Origin of the sequence: Paenibacillus sp. J23TS9 (assembly GCF_018403225.1) — a bacterium.
Classification (GTDB): Bacteria; Bacillota; Bacilli; order Paenibacillales; family Paenibacillaceae; genus Paenibacillus_AQ.
In genome coordinates, this window is the sequence record NZ_BOSG01000003.1 from 630567 (window position 1) to 652736 (window position 22170).

The following is a 22170-nucleotide window of genomic DNA, read 5'->3' on the forward strand; positions in this document are numbered from 1 at the left end:
AGTATAATTTGAAAGCGTTTTCCGAAAAAGTTGAATTACTATAGAATTGATGGACAAACTAAATACAAAATAAGTCCATAGGCATAGATCGCTGTAAAATAAGCTGTAAATGTAAGCCTTTGCCCCTAAAAACGAAAAACTGATGCGATCCGAATGGATCACACCAGCCCTTTGAATTCCGCAGGCGAGACGCCGACGTATTTTTTAAACTGTCTAAAGAAATAACTGTTATCCAGATACCCCGTCATTCGCGCCACTTCCTGAACCTTCAGGTTTGAGCGCTTCAGAAGCTCCTTGGCCTTCTCAATGCGGTAGGAGTTCACATAATCGGAGAGTGACTTTCCCGTTTCGCGGTGGAACAGCTGTCCCAGATAAACCGCATTGATATTGTATTCCTGTCCGAGCAGCTTCAGCGACAGCTCATCCGCATAATGCTCATGGATTTGTGCCAGTACTTGCTTTACCACCGGACTCAGCGATTGCTGACCCTGCAGATATGCCATAACATTCTCGGCTGCGAGCATAACTTGTTTCTTTAATTCGCCCATCGTCAGGGAACTGAATACGCCAGCAAAAATGCTCTTATATCCCTCGGCTTCCTCCGGATCAGGAAGATTCGCTTCCTTAATGGCCTGTTTGAACCAGATAATCATTTCAACAACACGGTTCTGAACCTGGTACGGCGTAATCCCTTCCGTACTGGAAAGCTGATCAAGATCGGTCTCAATCCGCTGCAGCAGTTCCTCCTGTTGAAGGGATAGAAGGAGCCTGGAGTACTCCCCCCAATCCGGCACATGGATACTGCTTCCGGATTGGTTTTTCAGCTCCTCTACCCGCTTGATCGTCAAAATCAGATGATGCGGGCTGATCAGGAAAAATTGCTGCACTCTCTTGGCATCCCGATAGCTTTCCGCCGCCCCGTCACGGCCGCTCTGCAGCTCGCCCATCGATACCAACAGCTCAAACGGATAAATAATGCGCAGCTGATCCATCAGCTGGCTAAATGCAGCTTCCACGGCATCTTGATCTTCACTGCTGCTGTATCCAAACACAACGACAATATCGCTGTCCCAATCCACAAAGCAAATTCCTGGTGCCAGTTCATCATGCTCCGTCATTGATCGTACCCGCTGATACACCTGCTCCAGCTTTTCGTTGCGGTATAGAATCAAGTCGTCATGCTGCGGGCTTGGGGGAATCATTGGTTTAATCACAGCGGTTTCATAACATTCATGCGAGACTTCTAAGCCTAACAGCTGGCCGCGTTCGAGCAGCTCATCATGCTCAATTTGTCCACTCACCCACCGGTTCAGGATATTGCTACGTAGAATGTCCATATCTTGATGGGCCATGGTCTGCGCTTGAGTGCTCTGGATTTTATCCACCGTGCTTATCAATGTCTGCTTCAGTTCTTCCACATTGATCGGTTTGAGCAGATAATTTTCAATCCCGTATTTCATGCCCTCTTTAACATAGTTGAACTCGTTGTAACCACTGAGGATGATTATTTTCAAATCGGGAAACAAGGCTCTTGCTTCCCGAATCAGCTCCAGCCCCGTCATCTCCGGCATCGTGATGTCCGTAATCAAGATATCCGACGGATGCTCCTGCAGCGAAGCGAGCGCTTCCTTTCCATTTTCTGCGCTTCCAATAATCTCGAGCTGATAATCGGACCAGTCCAAGATGGAATAAAGTCCTTCTACAATAAACGGCTCATCATCCACCAGAAACACTTTATACATGCTGTTCCTCCTCTGTTGAAAACGGGATGCAGATGGATACCCGCGTTCCTTGATCCGGTGTGCTGTCAATCTTCAATCCGTAAGGATCTCCGTACATCAGCCGCAGGCGTTCCGCCACATTTTTGAGTCCCAGCGAATCCGATGAAAACTCACCCGGCTCCTTTAGCTTACTTTGAATTTCAGCCAGTTTTTCACCGGATATACCTTTTCCGTTATCCTCAATCTCAATAAGGATGCCCTGCTCTCCCGCATACGCATGAATACCTATCCAGTTATCGGTTCGGCCTGAACGAATCCCGTGAAGAATATAGTTTTCAATCGCGGGCTGAACTGATAACTTTAAAATGGAAGCCTGCTGCACACCCGGTTCCACATCGATGGTAAAATGAAACCGCTCCTTGTAGCGAATTCGGAACATCTCCAGGTAATTGCGGGAATTTTCAATTTCCTCGCTGATTTTTACCATCGTTTCTTTCTTCACCAGATATTTGAACAGCGATGATAAAATATATGTCATCTCAGCCACATCATCCGCACCTTTGGCGATCGCCCTCATCCGGATGACTTCAAGCGTGTTATATAAAAAATGCGGATTGATCTGAGCCTGAAAAGCCACCAGCTCCGCATGCTTCTGTTTAATTTCGGAAATGTAGACCTGATGGATATGCCGGTTTAAGTCCTCACACATCTGATTAAAGCTGGCGGATATATCTCCAAGCTCGTCTTCACGTACGACCGGCAGCCGGACCGACAGGTTTCCGTTACGCACGATCCGCATCCCGTGAATAATATTTTGAGTACGCCTGGATACATTTTTCACTGCCAAATACGATAATAAAAAGGTTACTACGATGCTAAGTCCCGTCAGACCGATAATTAGCCTCTTCAAATTGCCATAGCTTTTTTCCACATCCGACACATGGACCACCTGCACGACTTCCAGCTTGGACTTGCTGTTATCCTGCCGGGTAACAAACGAGTCTTCATCCAGCATCAACCGCTCCTGTCCCTTCACCGATATGACTTGATCGTAATAGGGATATGGCTTCGTTGTCGGCTTGGCCGCTGTATCGAACATGATCTCCCCGTTTGGCAGCATCACCATCAAATGACCGGTAAAGTTCTGATTCATGTTATCGATCGCCTTGAATATATTTTGAGTGGGATACACGAGCAGAATATATCCGACATCCTTCAGCGTCGCGGGATCGTTGATCCGGTATGCAATGCTGTATGTGCCTGTTTCCGGTGAAGCAATCACCGTATTAAACTTCAGATTAATATCTCCTGACAGGTCCTTGCCCAGTAAAGGAATCATTTCTTTGGGGATTCCTTCGCCTTCCCTCAGCTGCTGGTACTCCTGGTTATCATTTTGCTCATAACGATACACGAATTTCTTCTCTTTGCTGTACAGCATAATGCTGGACAGATCCGTATCTTTTTCCAGCTGGCCGCGAATGAAGCTGTCTACATTCCTGGAAGCGAAATATCCGGATTCCGTATACACGTCCAGATGATGTTTAATGTAGGTTTCATAATCATTTTTCATAAAAGCCAAAAAATCATCGGACAGTGCATTGTCCTGATAAATTTGCAGTACGGCCTGCTCCGCGTTTGTCATTTTCAGATTTAAATATTCGGATACACTGTGCACGGTCTTCTGCTGTGCTGCCAGTTCCTTTTCCTGAAATGATTGGGAGATAAAATAAAAAATAACGAATGCCAGCGTCAAAAACGTGGTTGTGGTGATAATCGTATAGATCAGGATCATTTTATTGAAAAGCTTGTTCTTAATATACTTCTGGTAGCTCTTCTTCAGCATTTCTCTTCTCTCACTTCCTCCGGGCTACCTTTAATGATGACAGATATATGATACCTCTTCCAAATCCCCTTATACAAATGTCGGAATGTTGAACAATGCAAAAAACCAGCATCCTGGTGTTATCCAGAATGCTGGTCTTGTACACGCAACGGACTATTCCGTTGTGTAAGGCAGCAACGCGATTTGACGGGAGCGTTTGATCGCAATCGTCAGCATGCGTTGGTATTTTGCACTCGTACCGGTTACACGGCGTGGCAAAATCTTTCCGCGTTCGCTGATAAATTTCTTCAGCAGGTCTGTGTCTTTATAGTCAATGTGAGTAATTTTGTTCACAGTGAAGAAGCACACTTTACGACGTTTGTTACGGCCGCCGCGGCGAGCCGGTCTTTTGTCGTTGTCTCCGCCTTCTCTTTGTTTAAAAGCCATGCTGTTCAGTCCTTTCCCTAATTAAAATGGCAAATCATCATCCGAAATATCAATCGGTTTTCCGTCATCGGAAAAAGGATCTTGATTGGAATTGTTCCGGGAGTAATTATTATTCCCGCGGTTTCCGCCTCCGTTAGAGGTCTCTTCACGCGGAGCTTGACCACCACCGCCGCTGCCGCCATCGCGGTTCGACTCCAGGAAACGTACATTATCGGCAATGACTTCGGTGACGTATACACGTTTACCTTCGTTATTTTCGTAATTTCGTACCTGAATGCGACCTTCAACTGCCGTCAAACGGCCTTTGCGCAAGTAGTTTGCACAGGTCTCAGCAAGCTGTCTCCAAGTTACCACTGGAATAAAATCCGCTTCCCGCTCTCCACCTTGTGTCGTAAACGGTCTGTCTACGGCCATCGTGAACTGCGTTACCGCAACTCCGGCAGGAGTATAGCGAAGCTCAGGATCCTTGGTCAAACGGCCAATCAGAATTACACGGTTCAACAACCTAAATCCCCTCCTTCGAACGAATTCATCACTTACACGAAAAGCGTGGTATTAAGCAACGTCAAGAGTAATGAGATAACGAATTACTTCGTCAGAAATTTTCATGATACGCTCAAGCTCAGCAACGACTTCAGGAGTTGTACTGAAGTTTACCAGAACAAAAGTGCCATCACGGAATTTTTTGATCTCATACGCAAGACGGCGTTTGCCCATCACTTCATGTTTCGTGATTTCTCCACCGTTGGAGATGATGCCTTGGAATTTTTCGACTGTAGCTTGAACAGCTTCTTGTTCAACGTCTGGACGAAGAATGTACATCACTTCATATTTGCGCATATATTTCACCTCCTTATGGACTTAGGCCCCTGATCGAGTCAGGAACAAGGAGCGAGCCTAAACTCGCACCATATTAATATAACAAATTGTCATATCAGATGCAAGCTATTCTAGATTCAAAGCGATTCACTTTACCTTGGAAATATCAATGCAGATGCTTGAAAGCGCTTTGTCAGAATGACTACCATATATACTTACCTTTTCAATATTCGGTTTGTATATATAAGAATGACCGAGATTCTCAATCGACGGCATTAAGAACACCAGATTTTCATGACCCATATCATGTTGCTGATCCAGCCTATTTTTGGAACGAAAAAGGTTTTATACGATGAGGCATGATGTGTAAACAATACATAGGCAGTCCATTTTTCTATATGAGGAGGTTTTATGAATGGGTGAAAAAACCGAATTCGAACCGGGAGATAAAGCTCCGAACCCTGGTGTATATATGGAGGTTGGCGAGGCCAGCTTTCATACCGAAATCCAGGATCCCCAAATGATCACGATGGAGCGAGGCGAAACCTTTCCACAGACCACCAACAAAGACCGGAAGTGGAAAAAGAAAAGCAAAGCGAAGGTCCATTAATTTTTTTTCGAAAACCATGCATAAAACGGTTCGATCTGCAGATAATACAATTAGACGGTTACGAGAGAGGTGTGGTTCCGTTGGGCCTGAGCTGCGTAACAAATCACTGGAAGTCAGAAACAGCATAACATTATAGAAGCGGAGGGACGTGCCAAAGACACTTTTGTCTGGAGCAATCCTGGATTGCTCCTCGGCTTATCCAAAGTTTCAACTGACGTGTTAGTTGTAGAACGAATTCCAAAATCCATTTAAGTACCGTCTGCCAAACAGAAGGACCTTCGGGTCCTTCTTTGGTTTGTGGATTTTTTTCACTGAATAAACAGCAAAAAACCTCTGGCGATGACGGGCCAAAGGTTTTATCTGGTTACGTTATTCTATGAAGTATATTTGATGAAAAAGGGAATGTGGCGGAAAGAGAGGGATTCGAACCCTCGCACGCCTTGCGACGCCTAACTGATTTCGAGTCAGCCCCCTTGGACCTCTTGGGTACCTTTCCGCAGCAAGATTGATTGTATCATAACATTGTAAAATGTGCAAGACAGGCCTTACAAATTTTACATTTCTTCTACTTCTCCCTCCGCTTCCTTGGAGCGGAGCACCTTTTTCATATTTTTCTCGAATTTGGCCCGGGGAATCAATACACTGTGCTGGCATCCAACACACTTAATCCGGATATCCATTCCCATGCGGATGACTTCCATTTCATTGCTGCCACATGGATGACTCTTCTTCATTTGGACTACATCCCCCAGCTGAAACACCTTGCGTTCCATTGCCTATTCTCCCCCTTTTTCATCCGAAGCTGCCAGTTCGGCCAGCGCTTGTTTTTGCATATCCTCGAACTCCATCGCCTGCTTGATATTCTCCAAAATCATCCGCTCTACCTCTGTTCGGGTATTAGGTACACATTGGGCTACGATCCGAATTACATATTCACTGGTATTCATTGATTGAATGCCAAGCACATCCGGTACAGCAATGATATTTCCATTCCGTTCCTTTATACCCGTCAACGCCGATTTGATCAGACTAACGGTATCTTCCAGCGTTCTTTCGTTTTTTACCGGCAGATCCACCATAGCAAGTGCATTGGAGAACGAGTAGTTGGTTACGCTTGTGATCATGCCATTCGGTAGAATATAGGTCTCACCGTTCATATTTACAATCCGTGTGGAACGAAGTCCAATCAATTCAACCGTTCCTATATACGTCCCCGTCTGAATGACATCTCCTACCGCAAACTGGTCCTCCAATATAATGAAGAACCCCGTAATGACATCCTTCACCAGGCTCTGTGCACCAAAACCGATTGCCAGGCCAAGCACACCCGCACCGGCTAACAGAGGCCCAAGATGAAAGTTGAATTCCGATAGGATCAACAAGACCATTACAAAGTTGCAGGTTACCGAGGTTACGTTTTTCATAAGCTCCGCAACCGTTGCGAATCGGCGGGGGTTCATATTCATCCGGCTTTGTTCCTGACGTGCAAGCGACCGATCGATCAATTTGGAAACGACGCGAATGATGATACGGGTAACCAGAAAAAGGACGATAATCCGGATTCCTGAGAACAACACACTTGTCCACATATCCACATTCGTAAACCAGTCCCACAGCTTGTCGCTGAAATTCACTGCTTTATCCACAGTCCCCTCCAAGCCATCTGTTTTTATTTCCACCCAATATGGATTCATCCACTCTTCTACCTCCTAGCCTTCGATGCTTATATATCTATCATGATTGTCTTTGTAGTAGATTCCTCTGATATCCACATGCTCCTGAACAATGATTTGCTGAACAGATGCAAGCTCATCCTTGGGAAATTGTATGGATAAAGCACAGCCCGCCGTAATGGTCTTCGGTGTAGGAAAAAGATCTATTTCAATATCCGCATACTCCAGCAGCATTTCAGTTCGAAGCGCCTGCTGCGTCGAGTCGAAGGCAATCAACATCCACGATTCCATTTCTTCAAGGCCCGCCTTCCGCTCAAATAAATTGCTTGTCCCGGGAAGTATAAAAACATGCAACCGTCCATATACTAGATACTACCAATTGCATTTTTGAAAGGAAGATTCTATGACTCAGCTGCCTAACCCTTCCCAGCAACAGCAGCTTTCATGCTTAAAAATACCACATACTGACCCTGAAATCCATTCTGCTATCATCCACCGTCTTTTGTTTTACTTATCCCAGGCTGAAGAAAAACAGCAGGTCATTATTGTATGTATTGGCACTGACCGTTCTACTGGGGATTGTCTCGGTCCTTTGGTGGGGACAGCTCTGGCACGCTATAAAAGCCCTTGGTTTCATCTGTTCGGCACTTTGGAGGAGCCTGTTCATGCCGTAAATCTGCAGGAAACATTGTCCTCCATCTATGCTCTGTATGACAATCCTTTTGTCATTGGTATCGATGCTTGTCTCGGTCAGTCCACCAGTGTGGGCTGCATCCAGGTCGCCAGCGGCCCCTTGAAACCCGGTGCAGGTGTACATAAAGAATTGCCGCCGGTTGGCGATATCCATTTGACTGGTATCGTTAATGTCGGCGGCTTCATGGAATATTTTGTATTGCAAAATACACGGTTAAGTCTGGTTGTCCGTTTATCTGAAATTATTGCGACCAGTCTCCACTCCGCGATTCAAGAGTGGAAATCACGCTCTACCCTTGTTGCACGGCTAGACTGATCGCTTCCACTTCTTCCGGAGATAAGGCATACGTCGATTCGCCTGCCGCAAGCGGTTTGGCATATACATAGGAGCTGTCACGGCTGTAAAGAGCTGAAATGACAACTCCATTTTTCTTTTCATCCATAATCGCAAGTGAAAAGCTCAGATCACTTCCTTGATCACTAAACGCATTGTAACGTTTGATGCCAACCTGCCCCTTTACCTGCTGCAGTTTGGTTAGGAGAATTTCCAATGATTTGCGCTGCTCCTCCTGCTCATCCTCAACGGAGTCCATTTGCACTTTCAAATCAATCAGCAGGGTCTCGAGATTCTCAACTCCACTCCCTGCCATCATCAAATCATATTTGCGGCGCATTTTTCTAAGCTTCGCACCTTGTGTAAGCACCATAACGAGCAAGATCAAAATGAGGAGTATTACCCCGCCGATAAACCACTGCAGTTGTTCCATGATTAAACTATTCAAGTCCGACATTGCTGTTCATTCCTTTTCCTCATTCTTGATCTAACCGGTTATTTCTTATTTCCGCTGACCACCGACAACGCATTTACCCATGAGTCCTCTTATGTTTTATTGAAAATTACCTCTATTGCATCAATAAGTGTATCCACCTCATTGATTGAGGTATCCACTCCTACACTGACTCGAACCGCACCTGTCTGCAGCGTATCCGCGGCTTCATGCGCCAGCGGAGTACAATGCATGCCTGCACGAACAGCAATACCATATTCCCGGTCCAATTGGAAGGCGATTTCACTGGAATCCCGTTCATCAGACACGAATGAAACAATTCCTGTTCTGGGTTTGCCTTTTTCCGGGCCCAATATTCGCAGACCTTCTATATTCTGGATGCCTTCGATAATCCGCTGTGTTAAGTCCCACTCATGTTTATAGATCTGCTGTGGGGACATCTCTAAGACCTTCTCGACACCAGCCTTCAAGCCTGCGATTCCCATCGTATTAGGCGTTCCTGCTTCATACCGGTCGGGACGAACCACGGGCTGCTCTTTTTCCTCCGACTGACTCCCTGTCCCTCCATGCAATAAGGGCTCTAGATCAATGGATGGGGATATGTATAATCCGCCCGTTCCTTGAGGACCAAGAAGCCCCTTATGTCCCGGAAATGCCAGCAGGTCCACATGCATAGCATTGACATCAATATCAAGACAACCCGCACTTTGAGCAGCATCGAGCAAAAATGCAGCACCCTGCTCATGTGCCAGTCCTCCGATCTCTGCCGCGGGCAAAATGCTGCCAAGCAGATTGGAGCTATGACTGCAAACAACCAATTTGGGACGCTTTGTTAATGCCGCCTTTAGCCTTAGCATATCCAGCTCGCCTTGGTCATTTACCGGAATATATTCTACCTCAATCCCGAGAGTTCTCTTCAAAAACTCCAATGGCCTTCTAACGGAGTTATGCTCAACCATAGTCGCAACAACCCGGTCACCTTTATGAAGCAGTCCTTTGATTGCCAGATTCAAAGCTTCTGTTGTGTTATGTGTAAATACCACATCATTCGGGTTATGAACCCCAAACAATCGGGACAGCACCCTACGTGTCTCAAACAGCACTCTGCTTGCTTTGACCGCCATCTGATGGCTTCCACGCCCAGGATTGGCTGCAGCCTCCTCCATAGCAATCTGCATCGCCTTCATGACCTCAGGAGGCTTAGGCCACGATGTGGCGGCATGGTCCAAATAAACAATGGGCTTCACAAGTTGTCCCTCCTTCGAATCATTACTTCCATTACAGAGTACTTTCCTTTTATTAGGACATCACTCGTGGAATGAAGCAGCAGGCTATTCTTATAACCTGATTCGCTTTACTCCCTGGAAATAGAGAATGACATATCCTTTTCCCCTACCAGGGATACAGCCGGACATGTCACCTTGGCATTACCATAAGATCACTCTTACTGCAAAAGCTCCAACAGTCGTTCCAGATCCTGTTTGCTGTAATAGTTTAATTCAATTTTACCCTTGTCTTTACTTTGCTTTATCTTGACGGTTGTTCTGAATCTTTCGCGTAAAGATTCTTCCAGATTATCGATATAGGGATCACGCTTTTTCACTTTAACTTTGTTCTTGTCCACTGCTTTCCGATCCAAGCTTTTAACAGCTTCCTCCAGATCTCTGACACTCCACTCATTTGCTACACACTGCTTGGCAAGTTGTTTAATGAGTGCCGGATCTTTCAATCCTACAATGGCACGCGCATGTCCCATAGACAATGTTCCACGTGAAACATAATCCTTCACTTCATCTGGAAGCGATAGCAATCTCAGAAAATTGGCGATATGTGATCTTGATTTCCCTACCTTGAGAGATAACTCTTCCTGGGTAAGCGAATACTGATCCATCAACCCTTGGTAAGCAACCGCAACCTCCATCGCATTCAGATTCTCACGCTGCAGATTTTCAATCAATGCAATTTCCATAACCTGTTGATCACTGAAGCTCCGAACAACTGCAGGGATCGTGGCTTTCCCACAAAATTGCGAGGCGCGGAACCGGCGTTCACCGGCAATGATTTCATATCCCTTCAACACACTGCGCACAATAATGGGCTGAATAACGCCATGCTGACGGATGGATTCAGCTAATTCCTGTATAGACTCCTCATTAAAATCTTTTCGTGGCTGGTATGGATTCGCGCGCAGTTGGCTGAGTGGAATCTCCACGATTTTGTCATCATCATTGATGGAAAGGGAAGGGATCAAAGCATCGAGACCTTTGCCCAGTCGTTTATTCATAAGAAATCACTTCCTTTGCCAACTCTAAATAAACTTCCGCACCTTTAGAACGAGGATCATATGTCATAATCGATTGTCCATGGGATGGTGCTTCACTCAAGCGTACATTCCGCGGAATAATCGTACGATATACCTTCTCTTGAAAATACTTTTTAACTTCTTCAATAACCTGGATTCCAAGGTTTGTCCGAGCATCCAGCATGGTGAGAAGGACACCTTCAATTTTAAGCGATGTATTCAGATGTTTTTGTACCAGACGCACAGAATTAAGAAGTTGGCTTAAGCCTTCCAGGGCGTAATATTCACACTGAATCGGTATGATCACGGAATCAGCCGCAGTTAATGAATTAATTGTTAATATCCCCAAAGATGGAGGGCAGTCGATCAGAACATAATCATAATTAGCCTTCACGAGTTGAAGCGATTTTTTCAAACGAAGCTCCCGTGAAATGGTAGGAACCAATTCAATTTCCGCGCCTGCCAGCTGTATGGTTGCCGGAATAATATGCAGTCCTTCGACCTGTGTCTCAAGAATCGCTTCCTTGGGATGAACTTCATTGATGATGACATCATAAATGCAATTGGCAACATCAGCTTTATTCACACCCACTCCACTCGTGGTATTGCCTTGCGGGTCAATATCCACAAGCAGCACTCTTTTACCGAGTGAAGCCAAACCTGCACCGAGATTGACGGAGGTTGTAGTCTTCCCTACTCCGCCCTTTTGATTTGCTATGGCAATGATTTTGGACACTCAATTTCACCTCATTGTGTATGAAAACTCATCTTGTAGGTCACGGGATTATGTTATACAGCAAAACAATTGGCTGCATATATCCTGGAAGAAACATCATAGATGAGACAACCATCCAGATCCGTCTTTCCAGATACAAGCTGAAACGGCTTCGCCCTGCACGAGTGCATTTTTCCTTGCGAAAGGAAATCCTGAGCCTGGAACCACAAGCATCAATTTTCTCATCATTATTTGCTTAAAAGCGGCTATACAGCAAAATGCAAACCGCTCCTTCCCCTCTATGCGGGGCTTAACAGAAGCCGTTTGCTCCTATACCATCGGCCAAAAAAAGCGGCCTTACGAGCCGCAGCTGCAACATGTATTAACGCTTGGGAATTTGGATCACGATTTCGTAATGGTCTTCCCGATCATTTTCTGTCGTTTTAATAGACAACCCGGAGTCAGAAACCATATCAATGGATTGACGGATTGTATTCAACGCCAAACGTACATCTTTAGTAAAAGAAATACGTTTAGACTTCTTGATCTTAGATGCTTCTTTATAGTAAGCAACTCTTGCTTCCGTTTGTTTAACATTCAGTTCTTTGGAGATTACTTCAGATAGCAGCTTAAGCTGCAGCTCTTTGGTATCCAGAGACAGCAGTGCACGCGCATGCCGTTCTGTAATCTTACGCTCCATAAGAGCTGTCTTCACCTCTTCAGGCAGATGAAGCAAACGGATTTTATTGGCTATGGTCGACTGGCTCTTCCCGAGACGTTGTGCGAGGCTTTCCTGAGTCAATTGATGAAGGTCGATCAGTTTCTGGTAAGCTACCGCTTCCTCAATGGATGTCAGACCTTCACGCTGCAGATTTTCAATTAGCGCGATCGAAGCAGCCTGGGAATCATTAAATTCGCGAACTATCGCAGGGATTGTTTCCATCCCCAGTTTCGTTACAGCACGCCAGCGCCGTTCTCCGGCAATGATCTCATATTTGGAATTGCGAACACGAACAACAATCGGCTGGATAACACCATGAGTTTTGATGGTCTGACATAACTCATCAATCTTCTCATCATCAAAAATCGTGCGGGGTTGATATGGACTGCTAACAATCTCTCCCACCGGAATTTGTTTCACTTCATCACCGTTGTTTCGCTCCGTCAAACCAAACAATTTAGAAAATTGTTCTTTCATTCCGTATATTACCACCTAATTTCGTAATAGCACTTTGGCAAAGCGCTTGGTCAGCATCATTCACAGCAATCGACTTGCATCGAATTCTCGAGTATTAAAATCTGCCTTTATACCGCTTTCAAGCTGCATGTTTATCCCAAAATCAACTTATAAGATAAACACATCAAGCGCCCTGCGCGCCGGTCAACCGTTACGTAAAATTGATATTATAGCCTAGCCTCAACAACTCTCTCTATTCTACCACTTTTTTTCATATAATCCTATTCTCCAAAGTCTTCTTTTTTTCCTGCTGGACACTTATTTTTTCAAGTGCCTTCAAGTCCCACGGAGCTTCATGAATTCCCGCTTTTAACCAAATTTGTGGAGTGAATTACGTTAGAAAATATGGAATACAGGGCATTCCAATGAGTACTTTTAAGTTTAACTTGAAATAGGAAAGGGAAGCATCTCTTTTTCCAGAATAGTGCAACCATTTCAATTCTCCCTTAGAGTAACTAAGAGTGGATTGAATTAAGTTGATTGCCCATAAAAAAGAAGAATGTTTCACGTGAAACATTCCTCTTTATCTCTTTTTCTATGAAACTCAGAAAACAATTTCAATTCATTAGTAACACTTCAATCATTATAACGGTGTTTTAAGAGCCGTTCCTGCTTTTCGGGGATATTTCCGTGGTGTCGGGCCTGTTTTATCAATAATGATAATATGACGTTCTGATTCTTCAACAGGGAGCACAAAATTTTCAACACGATTAAGTTTGCCCTTTAACTCTTTCAAACTGTGGGAAGCTTCCTTCACTTCCAGCTCAGGATTGCTTCCCTTCATCGCTGCAAATACACCGCCCACCTTAACATAAGGAAGACAGAATTCATTCAGCACCGCGAGCTTGGCGACAGCTCGGGCAGTGACCAGATCATAGCTGTCGCGGTGGCCCGGTTTCTGTGCCCAATCCTCTGCGCGCCCGTGCAGGAGTTCAACATGCTCAAGTCCAGTCTCTTGCACGATATGCTTCAGAAAGTTAATTCGCTTGTTTAATGAGTCAATGATGGTCAGTTTAAGATGAGGGAAACATATTTTAAGCGGAATTCCAGGGAACCCAGCACCTGAGCCGATATCAGCCATTGTCCTAATATTTTTGATATCCACATAGAATGCAAGGGTAATAGAATCATAAAAATGCTTGGTATAGACCTGTTCCCGATCTGTAATGCCGGTGAGATTCATTTTTTCATTCCAAAGCACCAGCTCTTTAAAATACGTTTCGAACTGATCTAACTGAGAATGACTAATCTCAATTCCCTTTTCAAGCAGACGCTGAGTAAATGCCTCTTGTATATGATCCATATATTAACCTCTTGCGGCTGTTACCCGGTTATAATGCTCCAGATAAACCAGCAGAATCGAAATATCCGCAGGCGTTACCCCCGATATGCGGGAAGCCTGACCAATTGAAATGGGACGGATACTTGATAGTTTCTGCCGAGCCTCAATAGCTATGCCTTCAATTTCATTGTAATCAATCGTATCCGGAATCTTCTTCTTATCCATCTTTTTCAAACGTTCCACATGAATAAGCTGCTTCTCGATATAACCGGCATATTTAATTTGTATCTCCACTTGTTCCTTCATTTCTTCTGTCAGGTCATATGGAGATGGCGAGATTTCTTCAATATGGTCATGGCTAATTTCCGGACGACGCAGAATGGTAAGCAGATTACTTCCATCCTGAATAGGTGCAGATCCATGCCGTTCAAGCATTTCGTTTACATGCGATGGCCCTACCTTAGCTGCATGCAAGCGTTCGATCTCCTGCTCTACCTTCTCCTTCTTATCGAGGAATCTGGCAAAACGTTCATCGGAAATCAGACCGATCTCATGTCCAATTGGTGTTAAGCGTACATCTGCATTGTCATGACGCAAAAGCAAGCGGTATTCTGCACGTGACGTGAGTAAGCGGTAAGGCTCATTGGTACCCTTCGTAACCAGATCATCGATCAGAACACCGATATATCCCTGCGAACGATCGAGAACGACTGGCTCTTTGCCTTGTACCCGACGTGCTGCATTAATGCCCGCCATGATTCCCTGTCCGGCAGCCTCTTCATAACCGGAAGTACCATTGATTTGCCCTGCTGTGAATAATCCCGGAATCATTTTAGTTTCAAGCGAAGGCCATAATTGAGTTGGAACGACAGCATCATATTCAATCGCGTAGCCGTTACGCATCATCTCAACCTTTTCAAGACCCGGAATGGAACGAAGCATCGCAAGCTGGACATCCTCCGGCATACTGGTGGAGAGTCCTTGGACATAATATTCAGACGTATTCTTGCCTTCCGGCTCCAGGAAAATCTGATGTTTCGGCTTGTCGCTGAAGCGAACAATTTTATCCTCAATGGATGGGCAGTACCGTGGTCCTGTTCCTTCAATGATTCCGGAGAACATCGGAGCCCGGTGGAGATTCGCATTAATAATCTGATGCGTTTCCAGGGAGGTGTATGTCAGCCAGCAAGGAAGCTGTTCGTTATCGGAACTCTTCGTCTCATAAGAGAAGAACTTCGGCTTATCATCTCCAGGCTGAATTTCCGTTTTTGAAAAGTCTATGGTTGATTTATGAACACGCGGAGGTGTGCCGGTTTTGAATCGAACGAGGTCAAAGCCAAGCTGACGCAAATTTTCAGCCAGCTTAATCGAAGGCTGCTGATTATTCGGACCGCTCTCATACGTCATTTCACCCATAATTACTTTGCCGCGCAGATAGGTACCTGTGGTCAAAACGACCGATTTACCTCTATAGGCGCTGCCTGTTTTGGTAATCACGCCAACGCATACACCATCTTCTACAATCAGCTCCTCAACCATACCTTGACGCATGGTGAGATTCGGTTCCATTTCCATCGTTTCCTTCATGGTGTGCTGATACAGGAATTTATCCGCTTGAGCACGCAGGGCATGGACAGCCGGCCCCTTCCCCGTGTTCAGCATGCGCATTTGAATATAAGTCTTGTCAATATTCCGACCCATTTCCCCGCCCAATGCATCAATCTCACGAACCACATGGCCTTTCGCCGGTCCGCCAATCGAAGGATTGCAGGGCATAAAAGCAACCATATCCAAATTTATCGTAATCATCAGCGTGCTGCTTCCCATTCGGGCTGCAGCGAGGGCAGCTTCACAGCCGGCATGACCCGCACCGATGACAATCACATCATAGCTGCCGCCATCAAAACTCATGAATAAAACCTCCTTTAATTTTTAAAAGTGAATCTATATAAGTCATTCCTTATTTGCCTAAACAGAACTGCGAGAAAATCTGATCCAGCAGGGTATCCGATGCCGTATCTCCAATGATCTCACCCAGCTGCTCCCAAGCGAGCCGCACATCAATCTGAATCATATCGATTGGGATAAACTGCTCGGCCGCATCATAGGCATCCTGCAGCGACTTGATTGCCTTCTTGAGCAGTGCAATATGACGCACGTTACTGACATACGTCAGATCCCCGGACTCAATACTTCCACTGAAAAACAGCTCTGAAATCGCAGCTTCCAGCGCATCGATCCCCTCTTGAGTCTTCACAGACATAGGTACGATCAATTCCTCCGCATAATAACGCGAAAGGACATCCTTATCAAGCTTTGGAGGTAAGTCCATTTTATTCATAATAACAATCGATTGTCTACCGCGGATTTGTTCCATTAATGCCAATTCGTCTTCATGCAGCGGCTCGTTTGCATTCAAAACAAGCAAAATCAAGTCGGCCTCTGTCACCGCATGTTTAGAGCGCTCCACACCGATCTTCTCAACGACATCCATGGTTTCCCGGATACCGGCAGTATCCAGCAGCTTCAACGGAATATTATTAATTGTAACGAATTCCTCTATCACATCCCGTGTTGTTCCCGGAATATCCGTTACAATTGCGCGGTTCGTATGAGCCAGGGCATTAAGCAGTGAGGACTTCCCAACATTCGGCCGTCCAATGATAGCTGTGTTAATGCCTTCACGCAGAATCTTCCCCTGCTCTGCTGTCTTCAGCAGCTTCGTGATGCCCTGCATAACCTCTGTGCTTTTTTCCTTAATAAAATCGGCTGTGAGGGACTCTACATCATGCTCCGGGTAATCGATATTCACTTCGATATGGGCCATCGTCTCCACCAGCGTATGACGCAGCTGTCCGATCTGGTCGGATAAGGCTCCTTCTACCTGCTTTAATGCCACGGAGAAGGCCTTGTCAGATTTGGAACGAATCAAATCTATAACTGCTTCGGCTTGGGATAAATCAATACGCCCATTTAAAAAGGCCCGCTTGGTGAATTCGCCGGGTTCAGCTAAACGGATGTCCTGCTGCAGCAGCAGATCCATTACCCTTTTCACCGATATGACGCCACCATGTGTACTGATCTCTACTACATCCTCTGTCGTAAAAGAACGGGGTGCACGCATTACCGTGACGAGAACTTCCTCCACCCGCTCACCGCCATCAGGATCGATGATATGTCCATAATGGACGGTATGCGTTACCGCCTCTGTCAGCTTGGTTTTACTATGAAAAATCTTCTCCACTTCGGCGATGGATTCAGGACCGCTCACACGGATAACCGCGATGCCTGCCTCCCCCACTGCCGTCGAAATGGCTGCTATTGTATCGCTAAGCAACATCTTCACCTCTTTTTCCTGCTGTCATTTTCATCTGCATGTTCCATCACTTATTCACTTATCTCTATCCTATCCAGTTCGAGAAAAGCAATGACTTCAAGTACGAATGAACAGCTCCTTATCTACGAAAAAAGCAATGACTTCATCAGCTATGAAAGCTGAGTAAAGTCATTGCACATCATGTCTCATCTCAGGATTAGAACAATCCCATTTACTTTAATGTAATGACGATACGCCGGTTTGGCTCTTCCCCTTTGCTGTATGTCTTCACCTGCGGGTGATCCTGCAGCTTGGAGTGAATTACCTTCCGTTCCTGCGGTGACATCGGCTCAAGGACAACCTCCTTGTGCGAACGAATCACACGGCCCGCCAGGCGGTCCGCCAATTCCTCCAGCGTTTTCTTACGGCGCTCACGGAAATTCTCAGCATCCAGCACGATACGGATGTAGCTGTCCGCATAACGGTTGGCCACGATGTTGGCCAGATATTGCAGTGCATCCAGGGTCTGTCCCCTTCTGCCAATGATCAGTCCCAAATCGGGTCCGAATATATGAAGCGTCGTTACATCCTTGGTGTGCTGCACGTCTACGGTGACGTCCAGTCCCATACTTTTACCGACATCTATGATAAACTGAACGGCTTCATCATAGGGATCAAGCTCGGATTTCTTTTCTTCGGCCACCGGCGAAACCGGATCTAATGGCAATGTTGATGCCGTCTTGACTGGCATGGATGGAGGCACAGGCAGCAGTGTTAGCTCAACCTTTGCTTCCTTGACACCAATCAGTCCCAGGAATCCTTTTGACGGCTGCGATACTATATTGACCGTAACACGGTCCTGACTTACCCCGAGCTGGGACAGCCCTTGTCTTACAGCTTCTTCAACGGTTTTTCCTGATGCGACGACTTTGCTCATTTAGATTTTTTAGCCTCCTTTTTACCTTTTCCCGCGTTGCCTTTGTTACCTTTACTGCCTTGGCTGTTGTTCTTTCCACCCTTGCCGTTACCGCCACCGGCGGAAGACACGGCCGCTACATTGGCAACGGGCTTGTGGTTGCGGTATAAGAAATAGTTCTGAATGATCGTGTACAAGTTACTGAAGAACCAATACAGTGGCAGTGCGGATGGGAACTGGTACGACATGAAGAAGATCAGTACCGGGTACACCATCATCATGAACTGCATAGCCCCCTGCTGCGGGCTCGGGTTCATCTTCATCATCATTCTGGATTGCAGGAATGTCGTTGCTGCAGCAAGCAGCGGCAGTACAAACGTATGGTCCGGCTTACCGAGCTGGAGCCATAGGAATGAATGTTCATACAAATATTTATTGTGAATAATCGAATTATAGAGAGCGATAAATACAGGCATCTGAACGATCAGCGGCAGACAGCCCGCCATCGGATTGACCTTGTTCTCCTGGAACAAGCGCATCGTTTCCTGCTGCTGCTTCTCCGGATTATCTTTATACTTTTCTTTGATTTTGGCAAGCTCAGGCTGAACAGCCTGCATGGCTCTAGAGCTGCGAACCTGTTTGATCGATAGCGGCAAAATAATCGTCCGCACGATAATCACCATCACGAGGACGGCTAGTCCATACTCACCATTAAACCAATGTGCAAACGTATCCAGTGCATACGAGAAATAATAAACAACATTTTTCTGCCAGAAACTACCGGTGGCTCTCATATCTTCTGTAGTATAGGTTACCGAATTGGAACCGCATGCCGTAAGAACCGTCATGGCAACAAGCATGACAGCAATGAGGAGGATCCATTTCCTGCCTCGTCTCGTCTTGAATAGCGACACTTCATAACCCCTCTCTGAACACTTCCGTTCAACGTAAATCATAACATAATTAATTGGACAAAGAAACCAACTTTCACCGTCCCGGAGGCCGCAGTAATGATGCTTTCCGCAGCACGTGGAGGATGCTCTTTTCCAAATCCTTATAAGGCATATCCAGGGCACCTTTGCGGACAATAAAAACAAGATCCACATGCTCAATCAGCCGATCCTCTTGATGACGGACAATCTCTTTGACGAGTCGGCGCATTCGGTTGCGGACAACCGCATTGCCAACCTTTTTACTGACGGAAATCCCCACTCGAAATTTCTCTACCTCTTTTTTGCGGAACCAGTACACGACAAATTGATGGTTCGCAAAAGACTTCCCATGACGATATACGCGGCTGAAGTCCGCTCGGTTTCGTAAACGTAAACTTTTGTGCAACCGTATCCCCTGCCTGCCCATCCGCCCTCTTTATTCAAGCGGTCATTTATTTAAAGCATTCTCAACATAAAAAAGATATTTGAAATTTTTACTTCATATAATATAAGGAAGCTTCATAAAACAGTATCGACATCCCTTAGTCATCATAAACCACCGGATATCCTATACACTCTTCCCTCTTTTTACTCTCCTGGAAACCAATCTATAGCTCAAAACGCAGAAAAAGACATCGCAAACCTGCAAAATTGAAGAAAAAAAGACCACCGCAGTGGTCTTCATGCACGAAATTTACGCACTCAATACTTTTCTGCCTTTCAGGCGACGAGCTGCCAGCACTTTACGGCCGTTTTTCGTGCTCATTCTTTTCCGGAAACCATGAACCTTTTTGCGTTTGCTCACATTCGGTCTAAATGTCGGTCTCATGTATTGCACACCCCCTTACAGGATCTCATAACCTTTATGGTTAAATTCATTTTCATTTACACAGAAAATGCCTTTTTACATTTAACCACGCCATAGCCTAAAAGTCAACTGATCCCTTCCCTCATTATATATCAAATTTTCAAGCAAAGGGACGATCCTCCCTCATTTTATCCATTTTCACCATTCCTATATATAAGAAAATTCACATTTTACGCTTCTGGCACATCCCTCTGATGGTTCAAAGAGTTTTCCACAGGCAAGGCGAAATGTTCACTCTTTAAATCCACAGATCGCACTTATCCACTTGTTCACAAAAATCGTCGAACCTTTCTATTTTCCGGCACAAGCTGTGCACAACTAATTTGGAAATTTTAAGGATGCTGTCGAAACTTAAACAAATTATAAACAATATATAGTATTGTGAATAATATTTATACACAACTTATTGAATTTGTGGATAAAATGGACGCATACATTGATAAAAAGGGATTCTTTTGCTATGATTATATTACTTTTGGATGTGAATATCTGTTTTCACCCTCAATATTATCAACAAGCTGTGGATAAACTTGTGAACAATTTTTATTTGTCCACTTTTTTTTATTTTCTCCTTCCGTGAAACTGGGGATAAAATTCAGCAGCATTCATTTTTTTTCGACAATTCCACTCAAGTAGCGGAGGCCAAGGCCGCATTTGGAAGATTTAAAGGAGTGACAGTCTGTGGACAGCCATACTTCCGAATTATGGCAGCAAATCCTATCAATTATTCATACCAAGCTCAGCAAGCCAAGCTTCGACACCTGGTTTAAAGCAACGAAAGCAATCCAAATGAGTGACCACTCCATTGTCATTTCCGCGCCTACGACTTTTGCTGTTGAATGGTTGGAAAGCCGCTATACCAAACTCGTCAGTTCGACGATCTTTGAAGTGCTTGGCAAACAGGTTGACGTGAGATTCGTCATCGAAGAGAACAAGCCTGCAGAAGTCGTTCCCCAGCAGCCCACTCCAATGCCTCAGGTGACCCAAGAAGAAGCATTTACTCATATGCTGAATCCCAAATACACCTTTGATACGTTCGTTATTGGATCCGGGAACCGGTTTGCCCATGCGGCATCGCTCGCCGTCGCCGAGGCGCCGGCAAAAGCTTACAATCCTTTATTTTTATATGGGGGAGTAGGACTGGGAAAAACACACTTGATGCACGCGATTGGCCATTACATCCTGGAGCACAATCCTGCAAGCCGTGTCGTGTATATTTCTTCCGAGAAATTCACGAATGAATTCATTAATTCCATCCGCGATAACCGTGCGGAAAGCTTCCGAAACAAGTATCGCAATGTGGATATACTACTGATTGACGACATTCAATTCCTTGCTGGGAAAGAATCGACTCAGGAGGAATTTTTCCATACATTCAACGCGCTGCATGAGGAACAAAAGCAAATTATCATTTCCAGTGATAGACCGCCAAAGGAAATTCCAACGCTCGAAGACCGGCTAAGATCCCGCTTTGAATGGGGACTAATTACCGATATTCAGCCGCCGGATTTGGAAACGCGAATCGCCATTCTACGGAAAAAAGCGAAGGCCGAAAATCTCGATATCCCGAACGAAGCCATGATGTATATCGCCAATCAGATCGATACCAACATCCGTGAACTTGAGGGTGCCTTGATCCGGGTCGTCGCCTATTCGTCGCTTACCAATCAGGATGTCACTACGCATCTGGCTGCCGAAGCGCTGAAGGATATCATTCCTTCCAGCCGACCAAGAATGATCACGATTCAGGACATTCAGCAAAAGGTTGGGGAATACTATAATTTGAAACTCGAGGATTTTAAGGCACGCAAACGGACAAAAGCCGTTGCCTTCCCGCGTCAAATTGCCATGTATCTCTCGCGCGAGCTGACGGATTTTTCCCTGCCCAAAATTGGGGAAGCTTTCGGAGGCCGGGACCACACTACGGTGATCCATGCGCATGAGAAAATAACCCAATCGCTTAAGAATGATCAGGATCTCTATAAAGTGGTCAATAATATTACAGAAAAAATCAAAAATCCAACCTGAA

The 22170-nt window shown here is 45.4% G+C and carries 23 protein-coding genes and 1 tRNA gene; 3 read left to right on the forward strand and 21 right to left on the reverse strand.

Translation table 11 applies throughout. The annotated features are described in order from the left end of the window. Nucleotides 1-158 precede the first annotated feature (158 nt). The 5 genes from KJS65_RS21315 to rpsF form a co-directional block, all read right to left on the reverse strand. Nucleotides 159-1742: a response regulator transcription factor gene (locus tag KJS65_RS21315; protein ID WP_213651847.1), complete on the reverse strand. Its 1584-nt coding sequence runs from the start codon at nucleotides 1740-1742 to the stop codon at nucleotides 159-161. Continuing rightward, nucleotides 1735-3564 carry a cache domain-containing sensor histidine kinase gene (locus KJS65_RS21320; protein WP_213651848.1) on the reverse strand — a complete coding sequence of 610 codons (1830 nt, stop codon included), beginning with the start codon at nucleotides 3562-3564 and terminating at the stop codon, nucleotides 1735-1737. Before KJS65_RS21320 ends, KJS65_RS21315 begins: the two co-directional genes overlap by 8 nt. Before the next feature lie 153 nt (nucleotides 3565-3717). Next, nucleotides 3718-3990, reverse strand: coding sequence for a 30S ribosomal protein S18 (gene rpsR / locus KJS65_RS21325; RefSeq protein WP_076172485.1), 273 nt, complete (start codon nucleotides 3988-3990; stop codon nucleotides 3718-3720). A 21-nt stretch (nucleotides 3991-4011) separates the two neighbouring features. Continuing rightward, nucleotides 4012-4494 (reverse strand): single-stranded DNA-binding protein, encoded by a 483-nt coding sequence (gene ssb / locus KJS65_RS21330; RefSeq protein ID WP_136607513.1) that lies wholly within the window; start codon nucleotides 4492-4494, stop codon nucleotides 4012-4014. Between the two features lie 51 nt (nucleotides 4495-4545). Beyond that, nucleotides 4546-4830, reverse strand: a complete 285-nt coding sequence (gene rpsF / locus KJS65_RS21335) for a 30S ribosomal protein S6 (RefSeq protein ID WP_136607514.1) — start codon at nucleotides 4828-4830, stop codon at nucleotides 4546-4548. Nucleotides 4831-5224: 394 nt separating this feature from the next. Between rpsF and KJS65_RS21340 the strand changes: the two genes are divergently transcribed. Continuing rightward, nucleotides 5225-5419: a YjzC family protein gene (locus KJS65_RS21340; protein ID WP_213651849.1), complete on the forward strand. Its 195-nt coding sequence runs from the start codon at nucleotides 5225-5227 to the stop codon at nucleotides 5417-5419. Between the two features lie 405 nt (nucleotides 5420-5824). Here KJS65_RS21340 and KJS65_RS21345 read toward each other — a convergent pair. From KJS65_RS21345 to KJS65_RS21360, 4 genes are all read right to left on the reverse strand, one after another. Next, a tRNA-Ser gene (locus KJS65_RS21345) sits at nucleotides 5825-5915 on the reverse strand. Nucleotides 5916-5973: 58 nt separating this feature from the next. Then, nucleotides 5974-6192, reverse strand: coding sequence for a DUF951 domain-containing protein (locus tag KJS65_RS21350; protein WP_213651850.1), 219 nt, complete (start codon nucleotides 6190-6192; stop codon nucleotides 5974-5976). Nucleotides 6193-6195: 3 nt separating this feature from the next. Continuing rightward, nucleotides 6196-7113, reverse strand: coding sequence for a mechanosensitive ion channel family protein (locus KJS65_RS21355; protein WP_213651851.1), 918 nt, complete (start codon nucleotides 7111-7113; stop codon nucleotides 6196-6198). Between the two features lie 15 nt (nucleotides 7114-7128). Beyond that, nucleotides 7129-7383, reverse strand: coding sequence for a putative Se/S carrier protein (locus KJS65_RS21360; protein WP_136607518.1), 255 nt, complete (start codon nucleotides 7381-7383; stop codon nucleotides 7129-7131). 112 nt (nucleotides 7384-7495) lie between these two features. Here KJS65_RS21360 and yyaC point away from each other — a divergent pair, with 112 nt between their 5' ends. Continuing rightward, on the forward strand, nucleotides 7496-8101 hold the full coding sequence (yyaC, locus tag KJS65_RS21365; protein ID WP_213651852.1) for a spore protease YyaC: 606 nt from the start codon (nucleotides 7496-7498) through the stop codon (nucleotides 8099-8101). On the opposite strand, the gene KJS65_RS21370 is transcribed toward yyaC, so the two are convergent. The 12 genes from KJS65_RS21370 to rpmH form a co-directional block, all read right to left on the reverse strand. Next, on the reverse strand, nucleotides 8076-8576 hold the full coding sequence (locus tag KJS65_RS21370) for a DUF4446 family protein (protein ID WP_136607520.1): 501 nt from the start codon (nucleotides 8574-8576) through the stop codon (nucleotides 8076-8078). The genes yyaC and KJS65_RS21370 overlap by 26 nt on opposite strands. Nucleotides 8577-8665: 89 nt before the next feature. Beyond that, nucleotides 8666-9820 carry an aminotransferase class V-fold PLP-dependent enzyme gene (locus KJS65_RS21375; protein ID WP_213651853.1) on the reverse strand — a complete coding sequence of 385 codons (1155 nt, stop codon included), beginning with the start codon at nucleotides 9818-9820 and terminating at the stop codon, nucleotides 8666-8668. A gap of 197 nt (nucleotides 9821-10017) precedes the next feature. Further along, nucleotides 10018-10857 carry a ParB/RepB/Spo0J family partition protein gene (locus KJS65_RS21380; protein WP_213651854.1) on the reverse strand — a complete coding sequence of 280 codons (840 nt, stop codon included), beginning with the start codon at nucleotides 10855-10857 and terminating at the stop codon, nucleotides 10018-10020. Further along, nucleotides 10850-11611 (reverse strand): ParA family protein, encoded by a 762-nt coding sequence (locus KJS65_RS21385; protein WP_136607523.1) that lies wholly within the window; start codon nucleotides 11609-11611, stop codon nucleotides 10850-10852. The genes KJS65_RS21380 and KJS65_RS21385 overlap by 8 nt, the downstream gene beginning before the upstream one ends. 361 nt (nucleotides 11612-11972) lie before the next feature. Beyond that, nucleotides 11973-12788, reverse strand: coding sequence for a nucleoid occlusion protein (noc, locus tag KJS65_RS21390; protein ID WP_136607524.1), 816 nt, complete (start codon nucleotides 12786-12788; stop codon nucleotides 11973-11975). Between the two features lie 622 nt (nucleotides 12789-13410). After that, a complete protein-coding gene (gene rsmG, locus KJS65_RS21395) occupies nucleotides 13411-14130 on the reverse strand; it encodes a 16S rRNA (guanine(527)-N(7))-methyltransferase RsmG (RefSeq protein ID WP_213651855.1) in 720 nt (239 codons plus the stop codon). 3 nt (nucleotides 14131-14133) lie between these two features. Beyond that, nucleotides 14134-16020, reverse strand: coding sequence for a tRNA uridine-5-carboxymethylaminomethyl(34) synthesis enzyme MnmG (gene mnmG, locus KJS65_RS21400; RefSeq protein WP_213651856.1), 1887 nt, complete (start codon nucleotides 16018-16020; stop codon nucleotides 14134-14136). Nucleotides 16021-16069: 49 nt separating this feature from the next. After that, nucleotides 16070-17446, reverse strand: coding sequence for a tRNA uridine-5-carboxymethylaminomethyl(34) synthesis GTPase MnmE (gene mnmE, locus KJS65_RS21405; RefSeq protein ID WP_213651913.1), 1377 nt, complete (start codon nucleotides 17444-17446; stop codon nucleotides 16070-16072). A gap of 211 nt (nucleotides 17447-17657) precedes the next feature. Next, nucleotides 17658-18362 (reverse strand): RNA-binding cell elongation regulator Jag/EloR, encoded by a 705-nt coding sequence (gene jag / locus KJS65_RS21410; protein ID WP_213651857.1) that lies wholly within the window; start codon nucleotides 18360-18362, stop codon nucleotides 17658-17660. After that, a complete protein-coding gene (locus KJS65_RS21415) occupies nucleotides 18359-19255 on the reverse strand; it encodes a YidC/Oxa1 family membrane protein insertase (protein ID WP_213651858.1) in 897 nt (298 codons plus the stop codon). Before KJS65_RS21415 ends, jag begins: the two co-directional genes overlap by 4 nt. 73 nt (nucleotides 19256-19328) lie before the next feature. Next, entirely contained in the window at nucleotides 19329-19679 is a 351-nt protein-coding gene (gene rnpA, locus KJS65_RS21420) for a ribonuclease P protein component (protein WP_136607529.1), read from the reverse strand. Nucleotides 19680-19967: 288 nt separating this feature from the next. After that, a complete protein-coding gene (rpmH, locus tag KJS65_RS21425) occupies nucleotides 19968-20102 on the reverse strand; it encodes a 50S ribosomal protein L34 (RefSeq protein ID WP_039295761.1) in 135 nt (44 codons plus the stop codon). 720 nt (nucleotides 20103-20822) lie between these two features. On the opposite strand from rpmH, the gene dnaA reads away from it, so the two are divergent. Further along, nucleotides 20823-22169: a chromosomal replication initiator protein DnaA gene (gene dnaA, locus KJS65_RS21430; RefSeq protein WP_136607530.1), complete on the forward strand. Its 1347-nt coding sequence runs from the start codon at nucleotides 20823-20825 to the stop codon at nucleotides 22167-22169. Nucleotide 22170: the final 1 nt, after the last annotated feature.